The sequence below is a fragment of the Rhizobium sp. 57MFTsu3.2 genome (genome assembly GCF_012932765.1).
Lineage (GTDB): Bacteria > Pseudomonadota > Alphaproteobacteria > Rhizobiales > Rhizobiaceae > Rhizobium > Rhizobium altiplani.
On sequence record NZ_JDWI01000050.1, the window covers coordinates 1 to 23,735 of the forward strand.

At 56.1% G+C, this 23,735-nt stretch carries 24 protein-coding genes and 2 pseudogenes; 14 read left to right on the forward strand and 12 right to left on the reverse strand.

All coding sequences use genetic code 11. From position 1 onward, the window contains the following. Nucleotides 1-443, forward strand: a 443-nt coding sequence (locus AF71_RS29805) for an SOS response-associated peptidase (protein ID WP_169683192.1), incomplete at its 5' end; no start/stop codon positions are given. A 757-nt stretch (nucleotides 444-1,200) separates the two neighbouring features. On the opposite strand, the gene AF71_RS29815 is transcribed toward AF71_RS29805, so the two are convergent. Then, entirely contained in the window at nucleotides 1,201-1,467 is a 267-nt protein-coding gene (locus tag AF71_RS29815; protein WP_169684308.1) for a PilZ domain-containing protein, read from the reverse strand. Between the two features lie 1,618 nt (nucleotides 1,468-3,085). Between AF71_RS29815 and AF71_RS29820 the strand changes: the two genes are divergently transcribed. The 4 genes from AF71_RS29820 to AF71_RS29835 all read left to right on the forward strand — a co-directional run bounded on the left by AF71_RS29820 (nucleotide 3,086) and on the right by AF71_RS29835 (nucleotide 6,889). Beyond that, nucleotides 3,086-3,388 (forward strand): DUF982 domain-containing protein, encoded by a 303-nt coding sequence (locus tag AF71_RS29820; RefSeq protein ID WP_169684310.1) that lies wholly within the window; start codon nucleotides 3,086-3,088, stop codon nucleotides 3,386-3,388. A 747-nt stretch (nucleotides 3,389-4,135) separates the two neighbouring features. Beyond that, nucleotides 4,136-4,453 (forward strand): GFA family protein, encoded by a 318-nt coding sequence (locus AF71_RS29825; protein ID WP_348644160.1) that lies wholly within the window; start codon nucleotides 4,136-4,138, stop codon nucleotides 4,451-4,453. 1,269 nt (nucleotides 4,454-5,722) lie between these two features. Next, nucleotides 5,723-5,962, forward strand: coding sequence for a DUF982 domain-containing protein (locus tag AF71_RS29830; RefSeq protein WP_169684312.1), 240 nt, complete (start codon nucleotides 5,723-5,725; stop codon nucleotides 5,960-5,962). Nucleotides 5,963-6,610: 648 nt separating this feature from the next. Continuing rightward, nucleotides 6,611-6,889 carry a hypothetical protein gene (locus tag AF71_RS29835; protein ID WP_169684313.1) on the forward strand — a complete coding sequence of 93 codons (279 nt, stop codon included), beginning with the start codon at nucleotides 6,611-6,613 and terminating at the stop codon, nucleotides 6,887-6,889. 827 nt (nucleotides 6,890-7,716) lie between these two features. Here the strand turns inward: AF71_RS29835 and AF71_RS29840 are convergent. The 3 genes from AF71_RS29840 to rhuM form a co-directional block, all read right to left on the reverse strand. Further along, nucleotides 7,717-8,094, reverse strand: a complete 378-nt coding sequence (locus AF71_RS29840) for a hypothetical protein (RefSeq protein ID WP_169684315.1) — start codon at nucleotides 8,092-8,094, stop codon at nucleotides 7,717-7,719. 532 nt (nucleotides 8,095-8,626) lie between these two features. Beyond that, on the reverse strand, nucleotides 8,627-8,752 hold the full coding sequence (locus AF71_RS32195; protein WP_281412477.1) for a hypothetical protein: 126 nt from the start codon (nucleotides 8,750-8,752) through the stop codon (nucleotides 8,627-8,629). A gap of 271 nt (nucleotides 8,753-9,023) precedes the next feature. After that, nucleotides 9,024-9,713, reverse strand: a complete 690-nt coding sequence (gene rhuM / locus AF71_RS32020) for a RhuM family protein (protein WP_246733892.1) — start codon at nucleotides 9,711-9,713, stop codon at nucleotides 9,024-9,026. Nucleotides 9,714-9,790: 77 nt separating this feature from the next. Between rhuM and AF71_RS29855 the strand changes: the two genes are divergently transcribed. Then, nucleotides 9,791-10,096, forward strand: coding sequence for a hypothetical protein (locus AF71_RS29855; RefSeq protein ID WP_169684316.1), 306 nt, complete (start codon nucleotides 9,791-9,793; stop codon nucleotides 10,094-10,096). 286 nt (nucleotides 10,097-10,382) lie between these two features. Next, the gene (locus tag AF71_RS29860) at nucleotides 10,383-10,658 is read left to right on the forward strand and encodes a hypothetical protein (protein ID WP_169684318.1); all 276 of its coding nucleotides are present in this window, start codon (nucleotides 10,383-10,385) and stop codon (nucleotides 10,656-10,658) included. Nucleotides 10,659-10,764: 106 nt separating this feature from the next. Here the strand turns inward: AF71_RS29860 and AF71_RS29865 are convergent, their stop codons facing one another. Then, nucleotides 10,765-11,106, reverse strand: coding sequence for a DUF982 domain-containing protein (locus tag AF71_RS29865; protein ID WP_169684319.1), 342 nt, complete (start codon nucleotides 11,104-11,106; stop codon nucleotides 10,765-10,767). 233 nt (nucleotides 11,107-11,339) lie between these two features. On the opposite strand from AF71_RS29865, the gene AF71_RS29870 reads away from it, so the two are divergent. Next, on the forward strand, nucleotides 11,340-11,564 hold the full coding sequence (locus AF71_RS29870) for a hypothetical protein (protein ID WP_169684321.1): 225 nt from the start codon (nucleotides 11,340-11,342) through the stop codon (nucleotides 11,562-11,564). Nucleotides 11,565-12,427: 863 nt separating this feature from the next. On the opposite strand, the gene AF71_RS29875 is transcribed toward AF71_RS29870, so the two are convergent. Then, nucleotides 12,428-12,616, reverse strand: a complete 189-nt coding sequence (locus AF71_RS29875) for a DUF982 domain-containing protein (protein ID WP_169684322.1) — start codon at nucleotides 12,614-12,616, stop codon at nucleotides 12,428-12,430. Nucleotides 12,617-12,996: 380 nt separating this feature from the next. Then, nucleotides 12,997-13,617, reverse strand: coding sequence for an isoprenylcysteine carboxylmethyltransferase family protein (locus AF71_RS29880; RefSeq protein ID WP_169684324.1), 621 nt, complete (start codon nucleotides 13,615-13,617; stop codon nucleotides 12,997-12,999). Nucleotides 13,618-13,872: 255 nt separating this feature from the next. On the opposite strand from AF71_RS29880, the pseudogene AF71_RS32025 reads away from it, so the two are divergent. The 3 genes and pseudogenes from AF71_RS32025 to AF71_RS29895 all read left to right on the forward strand — a co-directional run. Further along, nucleotides 13,873-14,127 (forward strand): annotated as a pseudogene (locus AF71_RS32025) (SOS response-associated peptidase); the annotation flags it as partial. 162 nt (nucleotides 14,128-14,289) lie between these two features. After that, nucleotides 14,290-14,499 (forward strand): hypothetical protein, encoded by a 210-nt coding sequence (locus AF71_RS29890; protein ID WP_169684326.1) that lies wholly within the window; start codon nucleotides 14,290-14,292, stop codon nucleotides 14,497-14,499. Between the two features lie 16 nt (nucleotides 14,500-14,515). Next, nucleotides 14,516-15,316 (forward strand): hypothetical protein, encoded by an 801-nt coding sequence (locus tag AF71_RS29895; protein WP_169684328.1) that lies wholly within the window; start codon nucleotides 14,516-14,518, stop codon nucleotides 15,314-15,316. A 308-nt stretch (nucleotides 15,317-15,624) separates the two neighbouring features. Here AF71_RS29895 and AF71_RS29900 read toward each other — a convergent pair whose 3' ends face one another. Next, nucleotides 15,625-16,647, reverse strand: coding sequence for a PHB depolymerase family esterase (locus AF71_RS29900; RefSeq protein ID WP_169684329.1), 1,023 nt, complete (start codon nucleotides 16,645-16,647; stop codon nucleotides 15,625-15,627). A 798-nt stretch (nucleotides 16,648-17,445) separates the two neighbouring features. On the opposite strand from AF71_RS29900, the gene AF71_RS29905 reads away from it, so the two are divergent. The 3 genes from AF71_RS29905 (at nucleotide 17,446) to AF71_RS29915 (ending at nucleotide 20,683) form a co-directional block, all read left to right on the forward strand. Beyond that, a complete protein-coding gene (locus AF71_RS29905; protein WP_348644161.1) occupies nucleotides 17,446-18,243 on the forward strand; it encodes a glycosyltransferase family 25 protein in 798 nt (265 codons plus the stop codon). 253 nt (nucleotides 18,244-18,496) lie between these two features. Continuing rightward, entirely contained in the window at nucleotides 18,497-19,234 is a 738-nt protein-coding gene (locus AF71_RS29910) for a membrane-anchored protein (protein ID WP_169684332.1), read from the forward strand. Nucleotides 19,235-19,687: 453 nt separating this feature from the next. Continuing rightward, complete coding sequence (locus AF71_RS29915) at nucleotides 19,688-20,683, forward strand: KpsF/GutQ family sugar-phosphate isomerase (protein ID WP_169684333.1); 996 nt, start codon at nucleotides 19,688-19,690, stop codon at nucleotides 20,681-20,683. Nucleotides 20,684-20,902: 219 nt separating this feature from the next. Here AF71_RS29915 and AF71_RS29920 read toward each other — a convergent pair whose 3' ends face one another. From AF71_RS29920 to AF71_RS32035, 4 genes and pseudogenes are all read right to left on the reverse strand, one after another. Then, entirely contained in the window at nucleotides 20,903-21,772 is an 870-nt protein-coding gene (locus AF71_RS29920) for a 3-deoxy-manno-octulosonate cytidylyltransferase (protein WP_169684335.1), read from the reverse strand. 24 nt (nucleotides 21,773-21,796) lie between these two features. Then, nucleotides 21,797-22,369, reverse strand: coding sequence for an acyltransferase (locus tag AF71_RS29925; RefSeq protein ID WP_246733894.1), 573 nt, complete (start codon nucleotides 22,367-22,369; stop codon nucleotides 21,797-21,799). A gap of 3 nt (nucleotides 22,370-22,372) precedes the next feature. Continuing rightward, nucleotides 22,373-23,071 carry a glycosyltransferase gene (locus AF71_RS29930; RefSeq protein ID WP_169684336.1) on the reverse strand — a complete coding sequence of 233 codons (699 nt, stop codon included), beginning with the start codon at nucleotides 23,069-23,071 and terminating at the stop codon, nucleotides 22,373-22,375. Nucleotides 23,072-23,576: 505 nt separating this feature from the next. Next, nucleotides 23,577-23,735, reverse strand: a pseudogene (locus tag AF71_RS32035) (LysR family transcriptional regulator); the annotation flags it as partial.

The following is a 23,735-nucleotide window of genomic DNA, read 5'->3' on the forward strand; positions in this document are numbered from 1 at the left end:
GCCTGTTCAAGTCGGCGTATCGATTACGTCGGTGCCTCGTGCCAATCAACGGCTACTTCGAATGGAAGGACATCTACGGGACGGGCAAGAACAAGCAGCCCNACGCGATTGCCATGGCCGATGACAGCCCATTCGCGCTCGCCGGCATATGGGACACATGGCGAGATCCAACCACCGGCGTTGAGATCCGCAATTTCGCGGCCATTACGTGCCCACCAAACGAGATGATGGCGACAATCCATGACCGAATGCCCGTCATCCTGCATCGAGGCGATTACGACCGGTGGCTATCACCGGAGCCAGACCCGGACGACCTCATGAGGCCCTTCCCCGCCGAACTGATGAAGATGTGGCCGGTCGACAGAAAGGTCGGCTCGCCAAGGAACGATACGGCGGACATCATCGACGAGATCGACCCTGATCCCGAACCGACGATGATATGATCGAGGGGCCAGGCCAGCGCCTAGTCGCAGACGTTCCTGTATCGCACAACCCGGTGGCCGTGGCGGTATCCGTAGTACCTCTGTGTCCAGCAGCGTTGGGCGTCGCGATATCCCGGGCCATCGTAGTCGTCATCGTACACGTAGCGTGGTGAAGAGCGATAGTACCGCGGGGCTGGCGGATCATCGTAGTAGCGAGGGCCGCTGCCATACTCAAAGTAGATCTGAGAGAATGCCGGCGACGCTGACAGCGTAGTCGCGAACGCCAGCGCTGCGATAGCGAGCTTCTTCATGTCTTATTCCCATTCCGGTTTGCGCATAGACGTTGGTAAGGCGGTGTCTCACGCTTCGGTGTTAATACGTCATTAGCGTTGTTCCTGAACATCGGACCTAAGTCCGAGATGGATCGGACTCGGGTCTGGTGGCCTCAGGACCTTTGTCCGGCTGTTCAAGCCAGCCCTATCCCGCATAACTTGTGCCGTCCAACCCCACCGGACACCGGAATGCTCCGGCACGCCCCTCGTGTGTAAACCCCTCGGAGCTTCCGGAGCCCGACCAGAAACGACCCCCACGGTTGACGCTTAGCCATCACGTGCATCAGACCTTAGTCCGTGGTGGCGCGGCATATTGAGCGTAAGATACGCGTGTCCCGAAAGCTTAGCGGCTTGGGCGGGACACCAGGGAAGTCTTCGTCCATCCCAGCTCGCGGAGGCTTCCCGCAAATTGCCAGCGTCTGCTGTTCCGATCGTCTACCACCGGCTCATGCGGCATTGACTGACGGCTGCGAGAAAGAGACTCCCAGGGAAGATACCTGACGCCATGCGATACGGCAGGAATGAAAAACGCGACCATCTGAAAGATGCAAATCGAAGTCCGCTGGTGGGACTGCAATAGCGCCATCCATAATCAGACGCGCGCCGCCGTCTGACAGGTCCTTGACGACACAATCCAGAACGCTGGAGCCTCCATTGAGAAGGATTTTCGCACCGATGAGCGTGCGCCTCCGATGAGCTTTTCTGCCGTCCATAAAACGCCCTGTGCCTATGTCGCGCCACCGTGTACGCAGGGATCGTAAAAACTGAGTATACGAACCGGTGATGGCAAACAAAAAAACCCCGCTGAAGGAAGCGGGGTGGGAGTTAGTGTGACTGGAAAGGGGTCTGAACAAGAGTGTTCAAGTCCTGACAAGTAACGCACACTGGTCTGCCGGGGTTCCAGTACGCAAGCGTACCGTGGCAGAAAATGATCCCCGCAGTCGCGGTTGCGGGGCAATTGAGCATTGAGGCTTCGCTGGGAGAAAGTTACCCGAAGCCCGACCCTAAACGGAGAAGACGCGCGTTTGGTTCCTGCCTTCGGTAGCCCTGCGGCGCTCGGAACTAGCAAAGAAAATGCCCCCGGCGGGGTATAAGCGCAGAGGGCCAGTTCTGAGAAAGCACCCTCGGGAGAGCGGTCCCGAAAGCACCGTGACATTCTAACCCTAATTTAAAGTGTCGCTAATATTTTTTGCAGCGCTCGCTCGAAAGCGCCGGGAGGCTGCACCTCTCGAAAAACTCCGTCCAGAGGAGGGCGGGATTGAGTTGGGGACGTTATGTAAGGTCGGACCGAACGCCTCTGTTCTCAGTTCCGCCATTTTAAAAGACGCCGCGACAATCCCTCTGTCCCGGTACAGCGAACACACCAAAAAATGGCCCCGCTGAAGGAAAGCGAGGCCAGAAGTGGGGGTCGTGGAGTGGAGGAATCGAGTCTCGCTCTCACTTCCTCCGACGTGTCCAACGCAGCGATACCACCGCCGGTTCCGTAGAGGCTGGCAATTTCTCGTGTCGAGATGAGAAGGACCCGCAGTCGCGGATGCGGGGCTAAAGGAGCATTAAAGCTTCGCGGGGGGGACGCAAAAGCCAATAGCAAAACCGCTAGCGTCGCGTCCGGTTCCGGTTTGCTAGCGAACCAGTGGTGCTCCACCTGTCAAGCGAAGTGAAGATTTGACCCCGCATATTGCCTCATGAGCTGGTGTTACCGACTGCGGCGAGCGTACCTGAACCAGCCACCATCGACGATGAACAAGCCAGCCATTTCCATTCGCCAGGTCTTTACCAGCAGCTGCTTGCGCCGAGCTTGCACTCGGATCGCATGCTTGCGATGATGGCCAGTTACCGCAACAAATTCGTCGAGAATCCTCTGCTTATCCGCACGACTGCTAGATCGATATCGTTCGATGATTGCCTCAACAAGTTCCGTCCGTGTCGCCATGCTGATCCGCCGTGCCATCCGCCCCCCGAGCCGGGACAGTAAATCAGCAGTGCCCCGTTGGGAGCATCAACCCTATCGGTAACATTTTGCTTGAGGCAATGCGGGGTCAATTTCTCACTTCGCCTGACACCACCAGGAACGGAACAAATATCGAAGTTGGTGGTTTATCTCGCGCGGAACGGCTTTGCCCCTCCTTGCCGTTTCTGTGAATGCATCTGCTCTTCTTACCAGCCCCGCTTGGCCTCCACGCCGGCGGGGCACGTTTTTGTCTGATGGTGGGGTCTCTGTCGCGGTGTCGCGGCTGGCAACCGTTAAGATTTCGCGTGCCGCCTCTTGAGCTGGAGCGCACCGAATATTAGATTTTTCTTACATTGTCTTTGTAAGAAAAGGAGGAAAAAATGACGACGTCAGATGTCCTCTGGAATATCCCTGTTAACGTTCGATTACAGAATGGCATCGAGAAGTCTTTTCAGAGTGTCCACGACACCTTGGACTTCCTCGAAAATGAATGGCCCTCCCCCCGCGGAGCCTATCACGATGCAGCGGTCATTAGCTGTCGGAGGGCCCTGAATCACCAGACGCCACCCGCGGTCAGCAAAGAACTTTTTCTTGCGGCATGTCTAGAGGCTGGCCTTGCGGCTCGAAACAACATGCGACCAGATAGCCATCACTCTTCACCGACGGTTCATCGAGACTTATAGGCCGACCGCGTAGTCGATCCGCTGAAATGGCAGATTTCCCTTTCGCTGTCGATCCCTGCCCGCTTGTGCCCAGGCGGGGTCATTCTTTCGACTTCGACCACGAAAAAATACGACATTTCACGAATATCATTTCTGTGCCGGTGAGATCATCGTGAGTAGGCGTCGAGAACGGATTTGACGGCCGCGGCGCAGGGTCGAAAGCTGGCCAAGGGCTGCGTAGAATCGGGCCTTGGCCTCAACGTCGGTCTGAACCAGGCGCATTCGCTTTTTAATTGACGAATACGACTTTTGCGGTAGTGTTAGCTATTCTTTTGTTACCTCCCAGTTGTTCCCCTACTCACGCCCCGTTAGGTCACGGGGTTTTCTTTTGTCTTTGTGAGAAAGAACCGCGTAGATTTTACGAGTCCGCGGTGCGAGAGTTTGACGCTACATAATACTAGCGGTTGCTGTAAGGTTGTGTTGTCTGCTCTCCTTTGGCACAGGGAGGTTCAAATGTCGGCTGGACCCCTTCCTCGGACCTCCCACTTCGCCCATAACGCAGACATTGACGTCCTTGCTAGACAAGCACAAACTAGTGTCGGCGCCTCCCCCAGAGCGCCTGTGCTATGATAGCATGGCGGTCCGAATGCTCCCGCCACCGGGCCGCTTCCGTCGTCAAGCTCGAAGAGCTGAGGAGTTAGTTTGACCCGTCTGGCCTATTGCTCTTGTCGCCAGCTTCAGATCGAAGCCGATGGTGATCCACTCAAGGTGTCGATTTGCCATTGCACAGAATGCCAGCGTCGAACTGGCTCGGCATTTGGTGTTGGGGTTTTCTATAGGTCAACGCAAGTTGACTCCTCGGGAGACTATCGAACCTATGTGCGACAGGGCGACAGCGGAAAGGACGTGGAGTTTCGTTTCTGCCCTAATTGTGGGTCTACCGTATATTGGCTGCCGGAGTTTCGGCCCGGTCTGGTTGCTATTGCCCTAGGCTCTTTTGACGATGCCCAAACGATTCTGCCAAGCCAGAGTGTTTATGACGCATATCGGCATTCGTGGGTCCAGTTAAACCTCAATCCCCTTTGATAGGCGGCTTCCGTGACCTCGGTTTACGACATGAGCGGGCTGCTTACGGAAGAACGTCCGGAAGACAGGCGCGGCGATGCGCGCGTTGCTGTGGAGTCTTGTTAACCAAGGGGCGATCTGTTGACTACAATGCCTTACAGCATCACAGTGGCCACGGCGCTCTCCCCAGGGCGCAAGTGCTCGATGCACCGGCGGCCCGCACCCCGAAACTTGCGGGCCGCTTGCATCGGTAGGATTTTGTCCATCAGGTTTGCCTGAAACCTACGCATTGGCTGCCAGAGGATCACGGATGAAGCGCTGGCCTCGCCCGCATGTTGCCTCAGCGGCCCCTTACCAACCACACCTACCCGGAGAGCGAGTGCGCCCGCGCAGTAACCGCCACAGCACTCGACCTGATGGAAGCTGGCGCCCAGGGGTCCGCAAAAGCCAATAGCAAAACCGCTAGCGTCGCGCCCGGTTCCGGTTTGCGAGCGATAGTGGTGCTCCACCAGGAACGGAACAAATGTCGAAGTTGCTGGTTTAAGTCGCACGGAACGGCTTTCCCCCTCTTCACCGCTCCCGCTTAAACTGCATTTGCCTTAGAGCCCCGCTTGGCCTCCACGCCGGCGGGTCTTTCGTTGACCAGCCACGAAAATCAAAGTTGGATTTGGTGAAAATCGACGGCATCCTACTGGCGTCCAAACTTCTGACCTTGACCCGCTCTACGCGGGGCTTTTTTCGGACTTCGGTCCCAACGATCGATCTTCCTTGCCCCGCGCTTGTGCCCATCAGGATTTTTTCGCGTCCACTACACCGGCGGGATTGCGACCACATGGTCAAGGATTGAGACCGCCACCAACAGTACGCACATCAACCCGATGAACGCCGTCACACTCAGAGCGATGAAATGTTTCTGATTCATCGTTTGGAGATAGGAAGCCTCATGGCGCCCGCCCAGTGCGGCTACTCGTCACGCACGACCATCCCTGCCCGGCCTTGAGAAGTTGGCGGCCCAAGGCCAGATACGACGTGCTCTTGCCTTGAGCGGGAACCGTGAGTGAGCTTCCTCACGGCGACCCGAACCGATCCTGAAAGCATTCAGGCTCGGGGCGCCGCAAATGTCGCCATCGAGCTCATGTCGTCGAATTCGACGCTCACGCCCCGAGAGTTGCTGGAATTGCTCCTTCTTCGTCTACCCGCGAAATAGCGGGAACAACGTGTCACGGGCGGGGTTTAAAGAGTGGCTGCCGATCGATCAGTGTATCCCTTTGAAGCGGAATCGGAGACCTTGTGTCGTCACGTTGGGTCGTTTTAGTCGTTGAACGCAACCATGTGCTGCACACCATTGCATCCGCAGATGAAGCCCTGGACATGCTGTTTGCGAACTGGCCGGTGACACAAGGCCGCGCCTTCTTCTCGGCGATGCAGGCCTGCGCTGGTACCATGGCAGGAGGAGTAACACAGAGAGAAGCCCAGTCCGCATTCCTTGCAGCGGCTCTTGATGCAAAGGTAGTGTTCCGGCTCGCCTAGGCGACACGCCCCAATCAGCTTTGTGACTGCGACAAAGCGCTCAGTCAGCCACGCCAATGGCGACCCATATGAGGAAAATCGCTATCAGGATCTTTTCCATGCGCGACCTTGGTTGCTCGGAACAAAGCTCAAAGTTGTTAGCTGAAAAGATGGGACGGCAAGATATTCCGGTCTGCGTCGTTTCACTTTCCAAACTGTAAACTGCCAAAGGGCGCCGCTCGCCAGAACCCTTGCGGGGCACCTGTTTTTCCTCGCGACTGGAACGATCAGGCGTGAGCGCTGAGACCTGGCGCCCATCTCGACAAACAAAAAAGGCCGGGGCTAAACCGCACCGACCTTCCTCACATCGCTACTCATACCAATGCCAGTACATCCGTGGTCAAAAGCAGAAAGCAACTGCGGCGATTGCGAGCGACAGACATGTTCCAGCGCTCATCAGCAATGCCGATAGCCGCCATATAGACACTCCTCGCATGAAACGCAACGACAATCATCGGTTTTGTTATAAAGGACGAATAAAAACATTGATTGCATGAATTAAGTTGCGTGAGGAAAGAGCGTGGAGCATGGTCTGTAAGTCAGCAGTCTATTTTACGGGCGCTGCTGCTTCGGGGCAAAATGCCCTCGCCCCAAAAGAAGGAGGACCAGATGTCTTCCGAACTGCACGTCGTCCTGAAATCAAAAGACCTCCTCATGCTGCAAGGCGTATTGGATGCGGCTGGCTACGGCCCGGCCACCAGCGTTTCCGATCCCAAAAGCTATAACGTCGCAGCGAAACTGCTCGTCGGACTTTTTCACCGTGGCATGACATCAGAAGAAGATCTGGCTATGGAACTCGAGAGGCACTTTGGCAGCATAATGTCGCCAATTTCGCCGCCCAGTTTCGAGCGAACACGGGCTTCTATTCAAGGCCGCCCGCTGTCGTAAAAGTCCCGCGACCCCCAATTTTTGTCGGCGGCCTCCGAGCGAGGCGAAGTTCCACGCAAGGCCGCTAACAGAAAAAACCCCGCTGAAGGAAGCGGGGTGGGAGTTTGTATTTGAACCCGGCAGTCGCGGTTGCGGGGCAATGGAACATTGAGGCTTCGCTGGGAGAGATTAAGCAAAGCCAGACCCCAAAACGGATAGGGCGCGCTTTCGTTCCAACCTCTCTTGGATGATTCCGCGCGGCATGGAAACCGGGCGATTTGCTATTGAAGGAAAACAGGTTGCTCTGCTTGCCGAGGCGTCTTGCTAAGCTTTGTTGAAATGAGGCGTCTCGGTCCAACCTTGGATCAGACGCCGTAGCTTGCAGCCGATTAATACCTTTGAATAGTTAGACCACTTTTCCGAGTATGTTAGGATCGCCGCAACCTGGGATGCGACGAAGTGACGGTTTCGACTCGCGGATCCCCGCCGCCAACGAGACTTCTCTTCAAGAATAATGGCAGGGAGGTTCTGACCCTCTCATGAACCTCCCTGTTTTAATCGGCGTCCGAATGCAGCCATCAGGACCAGACGGATTACAATACATGCGTATCCTGAGGCTTCAGGGCCAACCCATCGACATGCGGCGGTCGATCCTATCGAGGATGCACGCATGCGATTCGTATCCAGTCGATGGACCCCCCCGCTCTCTCCACTACGCCCCGCACCGCGTCGATATCCAGGTGAAGTGCCATGCCTAACGACTGAGGCAGGCGTATATTGAAGAGATACAGCCCTACGGAAGACAACAGCCATTCGACAGAAACACCCGCCGGATGGTTGAAGTGCTCTCATTGTGGAGTGAAGGGCGGGGAGATGCTGTTCGGGAATTTCGCCAGCGAGGAAGACCAGGTCAATTGGACCTGACCCCTCCCATAGAACACATGGCCGTATTTGCCCGCAGGCTGGCCATACTCGCGCTTGGCGACGATCCGGCGAGCGCTGACGTCATCCTTGGCAAAACCCTCTCTTACTGGAACCATGCGGGCGCCGGTCTCGTGGTAGGCCGTGGCGAGAGCATAGGCGAGCGTCTTGTCTCGTCCATCTCCATGAGTGGCGAAGGCATCCAGAATGCCGTTGATGCCGTCCACCTGCGACTGGCTGAGAGACGTGCCGAAAACGCCAGACGCGCGACGGCGCAGCGCAGCGAAGAACGCTGTACGATCCATTTAAAGCTCCAGATTGTGAGGTCAGGCGTGCGAAGAAGTTCGCTTCGCGTAGAGGTTGGGCCGCATACCTCTATTGGATGAGGTGCTATCTACGGCCAGTTGTGTCCCTATGAGCCCGACAGCAATGATGCGGTCAGCTTCAATAGTATGCAAAAGGAAGCTCGCCTCCCCGGCGGGCTTTTTGCGGTTCTGAGCGACCCTTCAAAAGAATGACCTGATAACGCGAACGAGGTCATTACCCGGTTCAAGCGGAAGAGATATGCTCGAAAAACAACCTTGCAGGCAGGCGTTGCTTGTGAGAGGGGCTGTGCGAGGGTGATCCTCAGAACCCCGTCATCCTTGCATATCCCTTCTAAGGCCACACTGCGGCGGCGGCCGCGCCCTCCGCATCGGATATGGTCGGAGCCGCCTCGATTGCAGCTTTCGTCCCCCATACGCACCGCTTCGATCGCCGCGCCGATGATTTGCCACTGCTGATAAGCGCCGTTCACGACCGCAGCGACTTCTTCCCAAAAGCGGATAGGCAGCAGGCTCAGTCGGACACCTGCTGTTCTGCGCAGGCATCCAGTATCGTTTCCATGCCGAACACCTGAGACTGGCCAAGCGAGCCGCCAAAGATCGACGCTCGCGTAGCATCGAAGAAATGCTTGCGGTCCATAGGACGCTCCAGATTGTGGGAGGTCAGAAAGGGTTAACGGCCTTGAGCCCGCTGCTGAATGTTACAGCCAGAAACTTATTTTGAGACGACATTGCCCCCGACTTCGCTAGGTTCCTCCTCATGTGGGGAGTAACTCGAATGAACTTGGAAGCGCGCGCTGAAGCGTATCATATCGACTGGCAGAGCGTGGTCATGGCGCTAACGATGCCATTGGCCATTGCAGTCGTTTCGTTTGGCTGCCAGTTCTTCCTCTAATTGAATTGCGCGATCCTTAAAGCGTCGAAGCAGCCAAGAAGAACCCGTTTATCTGCTCTTCCGCAAAGCCCATGGCCGCAAAGCCATCGGCCATCATCGGCTCTGTGCGTACGAAGGTGCCGGAATACTCGTGGGCGATCTGCACCGCCTTCGATTGTGAGGCGATCCACGCGTCGATATAGCTCACGGTGCCAGCGAGGGAATAGGCGATGCCGAGTTCGCTCCAAGCCCGTGCGAACCCCGGATCTAGCTTGACTGACTTCTCGAGATACCCGATCCCAGCTTGCACATCCGCCTTCGTGCCGCGCTGCATTGGTGGACGCCCACGCCGGAACTCCGTCGCTTTCTTGGAATTTACCTTGTATCCAACAGCCAGGATCGCATCCAAGCTATAATGCTTAACGTCATATTCCTTGCCATCTGCGGCAGTTATCCGAAATTTCCGGACAACTGAATCTTCATCGAGTTCACCGGACTTATACAGGTTCTGAAAATGCTCGCTGATGGTTTTGTTGCTGATCGGGCGAAGAATGCGAAAGGTCCGGCAATCGCCGTCGATCACACGATGTTGGTCGTACCGAAAACGAGTAATCAAAGAAACTGGACAGGCCCTGCAAATCAAGGAAAGTGGTTTCCAATGAGGGTTTGAAAACACCCGAAAAACCCGTGAACAAATCGCGAATTGGAAACCTTGACGGCGGGTCATTTGAGGCCATTTCATACCCCAACTTCGGGGCGGAAGTTATCTCATCTCGTGCGGCGCGATTCGAGGAGATATTCCGTATGTTCACCGCGGCCAAACACCAATCCTACCTTTCCGATTATAAAGGCTATCGGCTGGAGGCGACGTGCGCCTGTTGCAGGCGACGTAAAGCCTACTCGACGGATGATATCCGGGAGAAGATTGGGGATTGCCAACTCGACGGCCTGAAGACCGCGATAGGCACCGTCTGGGGCTGCGACAGGGTCTACAGCGTCAATGCCGACCAATGCGGCCTGCGCGTGGAAATCACCGGGAAGATCAACAAAACACCCGACATCACTCGGAAAAGAGATGATAAGCGCAGGTCCAAACGAAAATCTAGCTAACAGGTCAGCCCGGGTGGACTATCAACCCAAACACAAGTGGCGAGAGACGTGGCTTGACGAAAGCCACCAAGACTTTGCAGCATGGGAAGGTGATCTACAAACGGGAGGATCTTCCTCGATCTCACGAGCCTCAAGAAGGGCCAATGGATATGGGCGATAAACCACATTCCCTGGCAGAGGCGAATGATCATGCCGCACCATGGATGGGCGGTTGATGTCCGAGAAGCATCCCGGTTGGTGGAAGAGACTTATGATAGGTTGAAGGTTCTACACGGAAGGTGATGTGATGGATATGGTCGAGAAGGTTGCTCGGGCGATCTACGAAGCGGAACCGTTTGACGCCGTTCGCCGCGAGATCACGTGGGCGGACGTTCACGATACCCAAAAGCGCGGGTTCCGCGTCAAGGCTGTTGCTGCGATCGAAGCGATGCGCGAGCCAACGCCCGAGATGCTGGCTCCCGAAGAAGTCCACTACGGCTATGCCTGCCATGTGTGCGGAGGCTTGAAGGAGGGCTATGAGCTTATGCTAGATGCAGCCCTAAAGTGTCAGGAGAAGGTGTGAACCGCTTCGAGATCCCTGGCACTATTTTCGCCTTCCTCATCGTTGTCGGCCTTATTGCCGTGATCGGGAAAGGCTTCTGGATGGCGTCGTCTTGGGTGATTGGAGGCTAGTGAGGCGAAGGCTGGTCTCTGCCCTTCGCCTTCCTCGGGCGCTTCTCGCCCCGCACTTGGATGTACTCTTTCTTGACCATCAGCATCTCAGCAACCAGCGCTGCGGCTACGAATGCCGCCCTTGCTTGCTCTGGATCTCGCACGCCTTCCATCGCTTCAAGGCACATGGTCTGAGCGACAACCCATTCCTTGCCCCGGTGATCTTCCGGCCACCGGTAAAGGAGGCTGTAGGCCAGATCGCTTAGCGTGCAGTGCCGGCGCATGTTGATGCCCTGGCGCTTCTCGACGCACACTAATACGTCGCGGATTGAGATATGTTCACCTACGTATTCTGCCATCGGTCACCTCTGGCCGAATCAGGTGCGCATTAACTCCGGCCAGTCAAGACACTTTTTAAGCTTCATCTAAATTTGTCCGCTTGGGGACAAACGCGCTCGTCGAGTGCCATGGCTTCTGGTCTCGTCAGATGCGGTCCGGTGGTGGATCGAGATCCAAATCGAAGGGTCTTGAATCTCGAAAATCGACAAACCATCTCGTTTTCCGCCCAATTCAACAGAGGAGGAAAACTGAAATGACCGGGAGATTTCATCGGCACGACGAGCCGTTGACGTCGGAGGATTTATCGAAATGCCAAGCTGCCCTTGAGCAGTACTGTCGTCAGAACCACATTGAAGCTGCGTCCGATGAGGGCCAGCGAGCGGCCTCAATCATTATCGAACTCTATCAGCAAGGCATCCACGATGAGCACCAGTTGAAGCTGCTGGTAGACGCCGCGCGCGGATATCGCGCTGGCTGAAACGGAACAAGGCGCTCGTACATACGTTCCCCCGTACAGATCGCGCCAGATCACCCTTCTATGGCGCGACCTTTCCGTCGAAGAACTTGCCCCGCCGACAACACCGTGCGGGACTCTTTTATGGGAACATCGATATGCCTAGCTACAAGGCGCGGAACAAAGATTGAAGTCGCTCGTTAAGAACGCGGAACGGCATTGCCCCTCCTTGCTGCTCCTACTCAAACTCAAACTGCCCAAGAGCCCCGCTTGGCCTCCACGCCGGCGGGGTCTCTTTTTGTCTAATGGTGGGTTGTCGCGGTGTCGCGGGTGGCAACCGTTAAGATTTCACGTGCCGCCTCTTGAGCTGGCGCGCACCGAATATTAGATTCTTCTCACGTTGTCGTTGTAAGAAAAGGAGGAAAAAATGACGACGTCAGATGTCCTCTGGAATATCCCTGTTAACGTTCGACTACAGAATGGCACCGAGAAGTCTTTTCAGAGTGTCCACGACACCTTGGACTTCCTCGAAAATGAATGGCGATTCTTACTGCGCCAGTCATGTAGGTATTGTTTGATGACGCGGTCATCTAAACCATCGATAAGCAAGAACTCGTTGCCGCCATCCGGATTTCTCATATGCGCCTCCCGTTGCTTCACGTGATGGCACTATCAGCAAATTGCAGATATAAGCAATATGCAGATAATCGAAGTATTCGGTCAGCCGCGTGCGGTGCGGCGCGTACCAATCGATCAGCAGGAAACGGAGTGAACCGCTTCGAACTCCCCGGTATGATCTTCGCCTTGCTCGTTGTCGGCGCTATAGCCGTGATCGGGAAAGGCTTCTGGATGGTGTCGTCTTGGGTGATTGGATAGCGCTCAGACATTCATAGAATCTCCGGACCGCTGCCCCGCTTGTTCTTCGCAGAACGCCTTTCCGGCCCCTGCTGAATGTACTCTTCCTTGATCATCAGCATCTCTGCTGCGATAGCTGCTGCGACAAACGCCGCCCTCGCCTGCTCGGGGTCTCGCAGACCTTCCATCGCTTCGAGGCCATGGTTTGCGCTACCACCCACTCTTTTCCGCGATGCTCTTCGGGCCACCGATAGGCTATGAATACAGTTATTCGTACAAACGAGAGGTTTTGATCCTTCGCAACATTCCGCAGTGGCGACTTGAGGGTCATTATCGACGATGACGAAATGAGTGGCCAGCTTTTCAAGCGCTGATTATTCGACAGCGGGCCTGTCGCGACATGCGCGGTCAATAGACCCGCATAGGTACCACCGCGTGCACTTCATGCAGGGAAGGCGGACAAGGCGCACTGGAAGAAATATTAGTCCTTTAGGGCTGGCCGGAGATTCCACCCCGAGAAAAGCCGACTACCGCTGAGTAGTTGAGCCTGCTCCGTTGGCTCCGAAATCGATCGAAAGTAATTGAGATCAATCACTCTCGCTCATGGAATATAGAAAACTGCTCGGAGGTATCCCTCGTTTTGCAGGAACTCCAGCAGATCACATAGAGGAATCAACGCTACTAAGAAAAGGGAGTCACGGAACGCGGTAGACAAAGCCGAGGTGCGGAAGGTGACTTCTGCGTCCAGCTTCATCAATAGCGGGTTCGGCATAAAAAATGGAGTTCGTGCCGCATAGTCGTCATAGGCAGAGCCGAATTTTGATCTGAGATATTCGCTCTCGCGCCGCGCGGCGTAGGCGAACAGAAAAAAGAAAGTCGGCACGAAAGCGGCTATGATCAAAACGGACCCGATCATCAAACTCACGCCCAGTATCGCCAGCATCGACGAAACGTAAAGCGGGTTCCTGGTTATGGAATAAGGGCCGGTGGTTACTAGGTGTCTGTTCTTGCGTTGGCCGATGTAGAGCGTTGCCCAGAGACGGCCCAGAACACCTGCGATGACGAGAACGACGCCAATGTTCTCAGATAGTTGGTGCAAAGCTGCTCCCGCGTACAGGGGACGAGTTAGGAACACGACAACAAAAAAGGTCGTCGTTGCGAGCCAAAGCCCGCGGATGCGTTTCTTCTGCAAAAAAGGTTTGTTAGTGCTCGATGCCTCCATTCGAACGTCCCTCCCGATCCATTTTGCGTGGCACTTCCAGAACGTTCTTCCACAGGCCCTAAGCTAGCAGGTTATGGGACGACGAGATACTGCGGCAGGCCTGCGCTGGTACCATGGCAGGAGGAGTAACCCAGAGAGAGGCCCAATCCGCATTCCTTGCAGCGGCTCTTGATGCAAAGGTAGTGTTCCGGCTCGCCTTGGCGACACGTCCCAATCAGCTTTGTGACTGCGACAAAGCGCTCAGTCAGCCACGCGACCGACCCAAATGATGTCGTTAGGCCGATCCACGAAAAGGCGATGCCTGTCCTGCTGAGGACGAAGGAAGAGACGGATCTCTAGATGGGCGCTCCGTGGGATGAAGCGCAGCATCTCGCGCGTCCGGCACCGAATGACGCGATCATGATCACTTCGCGAGAACCTTACGGATCCAGCAACATCTCGAAGGAAGGTGAACCTGGGCAGGCAAGCTTTCTTTACAGCGGGGATGCATTGGAGAGACATCACGACTGATAAACAGACCAACCTGCCATGAAGCCGACGGCCTGAGCCGCTGTCCCAGCAGCGTATCGCCGCTTGCGAAGCGCTCGGCCGTATCCTATTTTCTTGAAAGAGAAAATGACACGGACGCTGATGGAAATGAGGGCTTTAGCACGAGAACGAACGGAGAGCGCCATGCGGCAAGCCGTATCGGCGGACGCGCGCGCCCTCTACCACGAAGCATTCGCCCTGTATGGCCCACTGTGTTTTTGGTCAACGAGAGAAATGCAGGATCCGACCGTGTCCGACGTGCTCGACGCCGTCGCCCGTCTCAAGCGCAACGGCAATATGACGACGCGACAGTTCGCTGTCCGCCTCGAAGAGGCCTGCCGTGCCGCTTCGTAGAATTCAGCAAGATGCGATGGCGACTATCGCTGCTAACAGGCATCCCGGCAGTCATATTGCTGGCGGCACTGTCATCAACAGGGATAGTGCCCGGTATTCCGACGATATCGACATTTTCCACGACCTCTTCAGCGAAGACGACCGTGTCAACATGCTGAGAAACACAGTCGAGATCGATGCAAAGTCGTTGATAGCCGCCGGGTTCGAGATCAGATGGGCGACCCGGCACCCCGAGAAATATCAGGCCATCGTAACGAAGGATGGCGAAAGCACTTTGCTCGACTGGGTAATCGACAGCGACTACCGATTTTTCGAGTCCATCCCGGACGACTTGTTCGGCTTCAAGCTGCACATGTTCGACTTGGCGACAAACAAGCTTCTTGCGGCCGCCTCCCGCAAGGAGCCGAGAGACGTCCTCGATCTACTTCACCTCCACAAAAACCACTTCCCACTGGGCGCCGCCATCTGGGCAGCTCCGGCCAAGGATCCGGGCTACACTCCGGAAAGCCTCATCGAGCAACTGGGCCGGAATGCTGTCTACCGACAAGACGACTTTGATCGAGTCATGAGTGACGCGACGATTGATGCCCGCGAGGTTGCCATCGCATTCAGGATGATCCTAGCTCAGGCGGCGGAGTTCGTCGGGTCGATGCCTGCTGGCTACGACGAACTCGCCTTCCTTAAGGACGGTCAAATCATACAGCCCGACCCCGCGAGGCTGAGTGAGTATGAATCCCTCCAGGCACGCCGACAGGCTCACTGGCCATCTTCTCCCGAAATCGGTAGCGAGATGATCGCCGCCGATTTGAAGCGCTAGGGTCTATACGGATCACGAGATCAGTGTCACTGCCCCAGCCATTGGTACTCGGTGATCGAAGCCTTTCCGGACTTCTTGTCATACAGACAAATCACGTTCACAATCTTCTTGGACTTCGGGTTCTTCTCGCGGAGAAGAACGGTAATCTTTCCAGTGGCGTTATCGAAAACAACTCGCGCAGTCGCCTCGGGAGAGACCAATCGGATACGCTCTCGCCGCCGGTGGAAACGAGGGAGCGTCAGGGAGGCTGCGACAGTCCGCCATTTCTTCCCTACGCGACCGGACACGCGTCGAAACAACGCGTCGGATCAATCGGCACGCCAGGATCGTAACCCCCATGCTCGCATGAGTTCCAAGGGCGCAGACAGCTCCGACGGCAGGACGTAAGCATCAGCTACCCTCTCCTTCTGATTTGAGAACTTTCGCGGCAAACCATGCCCCAGCCCCTGAACGGAATAGAATGACAGCTGCAGACGGTCTCCCCGTTTCCATTCCTCGAGAGTGCCCCATGACATCTGTTTCGTTTTCCCGACCGCTTTGTCCATGTCCGCCACATCGAGCCATTGCGAGACCAAGGCGCGTCCATTGAGCGGATTCACGACACTGTCAGCCGTTCCATGCCATACCGAGATCGGTGGCCATTCTTTCGTGTTTGGCGAAACCTTGCGCACCAGGTCGCCCCACTGCTGAGGCTCTCGCTTGATACCGGACCTCATGCCGCGCATAGCCGATATTGCATCCCTTGCCGCGCCGAACGGCATCCCGGCGAAAATGGCAGCACCAGCGAAAAGATCGGGATACGTGGCGACGAGCGCCGAAGTCATGGCTCCGCCGGCAGATAGGCCCGCAACGTAGACCCTGGACCGATCTACTCGATGGTGGCGGCATGTGTACTCGATCATCTGGCGGACCGACATCAACTCGCCACGGTCCCGCGCCACAGCGCTCGGCCGAAACCAATTAAAGCATCGCTGGGGATTATTCGTCTCGTTCTGCTGAGGATAAAGGAGAACAAAACCCCGCAGTGTAGCGAATTTGGAGAAGCCGGCTCCCGTATCCAGGCTTTCGGGCGTCTGCCTGCACCCATGCAGGACCACGACCAATGGCGGCTTTGCCGGTAATTTTCCGGGTACGAAGAGCTTCATCGTCAACCGTCCTGGATTGCTACCGAACCCGGTCACTTCGCTGAGTTTCGGCTTCGATGCGACCGGGCTGCGCGATTTTCTGGATACAGTTGGGGTTGGTGTGCGAAGCGCCTTTGCAAGCAGTTTTCGATACATTTTCTGCGATTTCAGCAGCCTGGAAAATGACCTCGGCAGTTTAAATGTCATCTGAAAACGCCCTCCGTCGGCGTCATCGGCGCTCCCCCGCGGCGTGAATTGGCACCGCCGCCGACAGACAAGTGAAGCCAGCCTATTGGATCAAAGCCTCTTCCAGAAGACCGAAACGGACAACTCACCTATGCGTTCGATCCGGTCGTGGCTTTCGACGGTCTGCAATGTCGAGGCCGATGTTTGCGTCCATTTCGTGATCGAGTCTCGGGATTGAAGATCTAGAACGTGGCACTACTTGTTCCCTGTTCGAAGGAGGCGGCAATGCAGGACACCGATTTTCTAATTCTCTCGAGAGCCGTCAGGCAGTGGTATCGGTACTACGACGTAGATCCGGACAAAGAGGCATCCAGGCTTCTTAACCACGCAGCAGTGAAGCTTTTCGACCAGGGCCATCGGTCGGTCGAAGGCATCGCCTCGGTGTTGATCGAGACCTACGTTGGCCCGTGGCCGTCGTCAGTGAATGCGTATAGGTCACCTGATCCAATAGGTGGACCTCAGTCCCATTGAAGCTCGCTCTCGGCCTGTCGGAACGCGAAACGGGATGGCGTAAATCCTGCGGTAGCCGGCGCCGCCGGCAGCGACACAGCGCCGGGAGCGACAGCGATGGATACGCGGGACAACACAACGCCCGACGTTATTTGGAATTTCGCGTCAACCCGGCTTGCGAGCGTCGCCGCGTGCCGCCCTCCGGCAAGGTTCCGCTGGGCACCAGGGGATTGATTGATAAGACGGGACGAGACGAATAAGGTCCGACGGAATGATCTATCAGGCAGAGCGGCAGTGAAGATTCTCATTATCAGTCGGAAAGCCGAGCAAAGAAGACGACAGTTTCAATCGCGGCAAATGCAAAGGCTGGGACTGGATTTCGAGTTTCTCGACGCGTTCGAAGCAAGCGACCTGTCCGTCGACGACTGCCAAGCAGCAGCAAATACCTGGCCGAGTCCGACGCTTCGCGAGGATATCGCCTGCTTCACCTCGCACAGGCTCGCCTGGAAAATCATTGTCGAGCGTAACGAACGAACCCTGATCCTCGAAGACGACGCAGTACTGTCCTCAGGTTTTGCTGACGCGATCAGGACCATCGAGGCTCGGCGCGACAATTGGGACTGGGTCTATGACCTCGAGTTCGCGCCTCGCCCGCATATCCTTGCAAAATCAGCAGTTTGGACCGACGGCATGCACCGCGCGACCAGGGTGTTTCAGAACCGCGTCGGCAGCGCCGGCTATGTCATCGGCCCACGTGCGGCTGGGAAAATGCTCGAGGATACGAAGACCTACTCCCTGCTCGACGCTTACTTCTGGCATCGCGGCTGGCTGAAAGCCTACCAGATCGAGCCGACACCCGTCATTCAAATGCAATTTCTCGACGGTAGTGCCGATAAATCGGCTTTTGTGCGCAAATCCATAGACCGGGCTTATTTGCCGCAAAGCGAGCTACGCAGGAAACTGATGCGGCTTCGCCTTGAAGGCATCAAGGCGAGAAATCTCCTCAGGGGCTGGCTTGTCGGCGTAAAGCGCCCGCTCCAAATCGACCGGAAAAGCTTTGCGGCCGATCTCGATGTCAAGTCGCCAGCAGTGACGCCCCCTCACTAACCCGCACCTCTGCCCCAAGCTCTCTAGCCGCGGGCCGAAGAGTTCCGGTACGATAAACCGGAGGACATGGTCCGCATCCGCGGCGCGCAGAGACTTCTCAAGCAGATGTCGTTTTGGCGGCGTGCGGCAGTAGACCAGCATCCGAAGCCAAATCATCTCAAATCGGGCTAATATGCTTGTCTTTGCACCCGGTTTGTTCAACGATTGTACCAGTCGCGGAATCAGGATGTTTCGAGTTTGAGGAATTCTGAGCATGTTGGATGTTGATGGACTGACACGCACCAGGCGCTATTTTACGCGCTGGGTGCGGTATCGGCTGGCGGCACCACGAGTCCCCAACCTAGAGCGCCTCCTTCTTGGAAAGACGGTTGTCGTTGCCGGCTCTGCGCCCTTTTCCACCAAGCCTTTGGGCTGGGACGATTCATTTCGCGTATTGACCATCAATGCCTCCCAAATTGCAGCTCAGGGCTGGCTGCCTCACCCGCCTGATGTGACATTGATGCAGTTCAACCAGATTGAAGGGCTCAATCCCGCCGCAGTCGAGGTTCGCCGGGTGCTACAGCATCAGAGAACCGGGCTTCTTTGCCTTCTCAATTGGCGACATGAGCGGGAGCGGCTCCTTAGAGGACTTGAGGCGTTCGACTATCGTTACAACGAACTGACACTGATCAGCCGCCATGAACGCATTTCCCTGATGCATCGGATGACAGGAAGATTGAATCTGGAACTGGAAGGCGAAGCCAAGTGGTCAAACGGCATAGTTGGCGCGGCTCTTGCGCTGGCGAGCGGGGCAGCAAACGTGGTTCTCACCGGGATCGACCCTCTTTCCAAGGGCCACAAATACAACTCGTTGAATCTGTCTCGCATGCATCAAGAAACAGATTTGGAAGCACTGCAAATATTTCGCGACCAGAGATTGCCCGTCTTCACGGCTGATCCGAATGTTGCCCAGTCGGTGGGGTTGCCCTTGTGGGATCCGCGAACAACCTAGCTTTTTCGACAGGGTGGAGCCTCACCGGTCGCGCCGCCGCGCCAATTTCGTTGCCACGTTGGATCATCCTCCTTGAGACTCTGTTAGGTCCAATCTCGCAGCGACGACAAATATTCTTCCGCCAGGACTTCCCGAGGCTTCAACGCCCCGCCAATCACGACCTGCGTTTTCTCGTGCCTATTTCCGGGCAACGGCTACCGCAGGCACGACCTGATCGGATGACTCGATAAGGCAGCGGCCGTTGGCGTGTCCACCTTCCCTTCATTGTGCTCCAGCAACGAAGTACTGCACCCACCGTCATGCCGACGGTCTTTCGTTCGCCTTTCGCAAGAGTTCCCGGAATTTGTCTCCTAAGACGCGATTCAGCGAAAAATCTGCAGCCTATCGGCCTAGAAAGCAGAGTGCGTCGCTCGCGAAATAGACTTGGCGGATGAAAACCGCTAACACCGTACCATGAACAAGACAGCAGTAAATGTCATCGAGGATGGTGTTCTGGCGTCTGCGAAGCGGACGGTTGGCACCGAAAGACGGGCTCTTGAGGCCCTGGAGCGTGCTTTCGATGATGGTCTCGCCGCTCCGTTTATGCGTGCCGTCGAAACGATCAACGGGATCACCGGTCGTGTGATCGTCACCGGCGTCGGCAAGAGCGGACACATCGGAGTGAAGATCGCGGCCACTCTGGCTTCGACCGGAACACAAGCGTTCTTTGTCCACGCTGCGGAGGCAAACCACGGCGATCTCGGGATGATCAGCACGACCGACGTAGTTCTTGCCTTTTCCAAGGGCGGGGAAAGTGCCGAAATTCGCAGCATCGTCGCCTATACGCGCCGCTTCTCGATTCCCCTAATCGCTGTCACCTGCTCGGAGAAGTCGTCGCTTGCGTCAGCGGCCGACATCATTCTGCTGATGCCGAACCAGGCAGAGGCCTGCCCGCACGGACTTGCGCCAACGACCTCGACATTGATGCAGCTCGCCATGGGTGACGCGCTGGCAATTGCGCTTTTGGAAGCGCGCGGTTTCTCCGCCCTCGATTTTCATGTTTTCCATCCAGGTGGCAAACTCGGTGCAAGCCTCAGCCACGTCGCCGATATCATGCACACGGGCGATCGCGTGCCGTTGGTGCGCAGAGGAACGTCAGTCCCGGAAGCCATCTCGACGCTCTCACGCAAGCACTTCGGTTGCGTTGGGATCATGGAGGATGACGGTCGTCTCTGCGGCATCGTCACGGAAGGCGACCTTGCTCGCAATCTGACGCGCAATCTCTCCGAATTGCTGGTTGACGATATCATGACCCGAACGCCGAAGACTGTGAAGCCGAACGTGGTGGCAACCGCGGCGCTGGCGAAGCTCAATCAGCACAGCATCGGGGCACTGATCGTCATCGATGACGATAACCGACCGATCGGCCTCGTGCATTTCCACGACCTCCTGCGAATTGGCGTAGCCTGATCAAGCCGAAGGAATGTCGGTTCATTTAGGCATGAATTTTGGCAGGGACGCCGGAGGAGCTGCCGCTCACTTGGCGTGAGCCCTTCAGTGAGACAGGCGAAAGACGAGGTCCACCAGGATGACAAGATTTCGGATCGTATCGTTGACACCGCTGGCTGCCGGGTTTCAAAAGAACCGTCAGCTCGCAGGTGCCGGCGCCTGATGGTAATGCGGTAACACCTACTTGCCTTCCATCGCGTCCCATTGCCGCTGTTTTCGCGTCTTCGGCTTCAGTTTCTTGTAAGTCCTGTCGATGAACCGCAGAAACCTCGTCACATGCATCAGCCGGTCAACGATCGAGCTCAGGTTCACGAGGCGCTCCGACAGCACTTCGTTCGCCGTCAGGGCAATTTCGCCTGGAGAATATTCCGGGAAGTGTGTCGCCAGATCGGCATAAGGATTGGTCCTTTCGCGGCCGATGATGTCTATCTTCCCGCGCCGATACATGAGCCGCAAGACCACCTGTTCATACGTCCAATCGTGAACGTCGAGAACCTGATAGCGTTCACTTCGTTTGGACGAGAAGCCAGCCAGAGTGATCGTTGCTGGCAGCTGAAGGTTGGCGAGCCAGAAGCACAGCGCAAATCCGCTCGTCGGAAGACTGGTCTTCGGATAAAACGGAGCAAACAGGGCCGTCAAATCGAGATGCCTGACGGCCACGCCTCCGAATTCAGATTCTGGGCTGAACTTTTCGCGATCACCAATTGCCAAATTGATGATCCCGAGGAAGCTGTTTTTGTCGAAGTATTCAAGAACCCTCGACACTTTACCGCTTTTGACGAGGTTTGCTCCCAACGTTCCGCTTCGCGACACCAGAATGGCACTGCGGATGAACGGTTCACTCAGGACCTTGTAAACCTTGTTGAAGAAGATGAAGAGTGTCGTCTCCGGAAACCGCGAGGTTAGCTCGTTGATATCGACCTCATCGCTGTTTGCGACCAAGACGATGTGACTATAGCCGAGAAAAAACGATCGCCATTCGTCCGAGTTGATTTCCCTCGGAGGAATTGCATTCGTCGCCTGTAAATCGTTGACGTCAGGTCCGCTCATCGTTCAACCGTATGTGTTGTCTTGCTATCCAAACGCTTGCACTGGAACGGGACGATCGACGGCCTCTGATCTCGCATGTTTGCCTGTCCTTGTTTTTACAAGGCGCGCAGGTGCTCCGACATACACACCATTGGGAACCGTTCTCCCCTTCACCACACTGTTTGCCCCGATCACCGTACCACGGGCAATGTGAGAACCCGCGAGTACCTTGGCGCCCGCTCCAATCCAGACATCGTCACCAATCACAACAGCCTCCTTCCTGATGGACTGCAGGCGTATTGGTGTCGCCGGATCCTCGTAGTTGTGTTCAAACGCAACTACGACGACGTGGGCGGCGATACGCACATTGTCGCCGATCCTGATTCCGCCGTGTCCCAGCAAGATGGAATAGTCATTGATCGAGACATCATTTCCGATGTTGATGTGCCCACTTTGAGCATCGACGATCACGCCACAACGAGTCGTAAACCTGTCGCCAATTTCTATGCGGCCCCGGCCTCGGAATCGAGGCCAATAGCGCATATTGGGTGCGTTTCCGATGCTGAAGGAGCGGCGCGAGAGCATCCAGCGGAGCTTGACAAGAAAGCCGAGATTCAAGCGTCACACCGGAGCGAACTTAGGATCGATGGCGAGCGCCTTGTCGAGCCACTTGTCAGCGTATTCGACCTCCTGCCAGTTCTTGAACCACGGGCCCCCATTGGTGTAGTGGACGCCCTTGGGGTAGCCGACCGATGGCTTTGAACTCCAGCCTTCAAGCCAGTTCCACTCTTCTGGAATTTCCCCGATCGCGCGGTCATCGGCCCATTGAAGGCGATGCAGAAACGCGCCCGTCTCAGCGTTGATGAGTTCCGGCGTCAGCTTGCGAGTGGAAGGATGGTCACAATTGAAGAGCATGAACGACGACCAGTTCTTGCGCGGATACGTCGTCTGGATCTTGCCATCCATCTTCACGCCTTCCTTTGGCGTGTAGTCATGATGTACGCATGCAACGGCCTGATCCTCGTTCCGGTACTGCAGCAACTCAGCCACGTCTCCAAAGAACAGGAAATCGCAGTCGCAGAACAGGGCCCAGCCCTTGTAACCAGCAAGCCACGGCGTGAAGAAGCGCGAATAGGTGAACTCGGTCGAGGCCAGGGGATCAACTGGTCGCGTATAAACACCGCGATCGACGAGCTCCTGCAGCTTGATCGGGTGTACATCGACGTCGATCGACGCATGCTCCAGCAGCGATTCCTTCGCAACCTGGTAGGCAATATCTTCTCGGGAATCCCAACCAATATAGACCGACAGTTCCGCCATACGAGTTCTCCTTGCATTAGGTTCTGTGAAGGTAGACGACGAAGGGTTGCAGACGTCATAGACGAGTACTTGGTCGCCGTGAAGGCTTGTCCGAGCCCAATTCACGGAAATACTCCGTCCGATGATGTTCGAGCCCCGCAGGGCAGGCCGCTCGCGAGGTCGTGCACGTGATCACATCTATGTCACCCTTGCGTGCGCCCAGCCCGGCATCTCGTGGCTAGATCCAAAACCCGCTTACGCCCAAGGTCGCGACAGCGTAAATACCGATGTAGATTACCGCCATGATGAGAACGAGTAATTTCGGGCGCAGCATGTCGCTCTCCTGTAAACCGCATCGACCTTAGTCGGGAAACGCAGATCCCGGAAGCCGTGAGATGGTCGCTAAATTATCGATTATCAATGCCTCCAGTTACTACAACCGCCCCACACGCGCAAATTTTTGCGAAAGCCTCCTCTGGAGTGGTCCACGCAGCCAACTGTCTGTGGAGCCCGGCGAGCTGTACCATCAGCGCCTTGCCAGCGACCGTGCGATGTCGACAATGTCGTCGCGGCCAGCGGTCGGGTCTTCTCTGTTCCAGGCGATCCCAAGCCCGATCCGGAAGTCGATCCCGCTTACCTTCTTCAGTTCAAAGCCGCGATTGGGAAGATCAAGCGTCCATTCCGG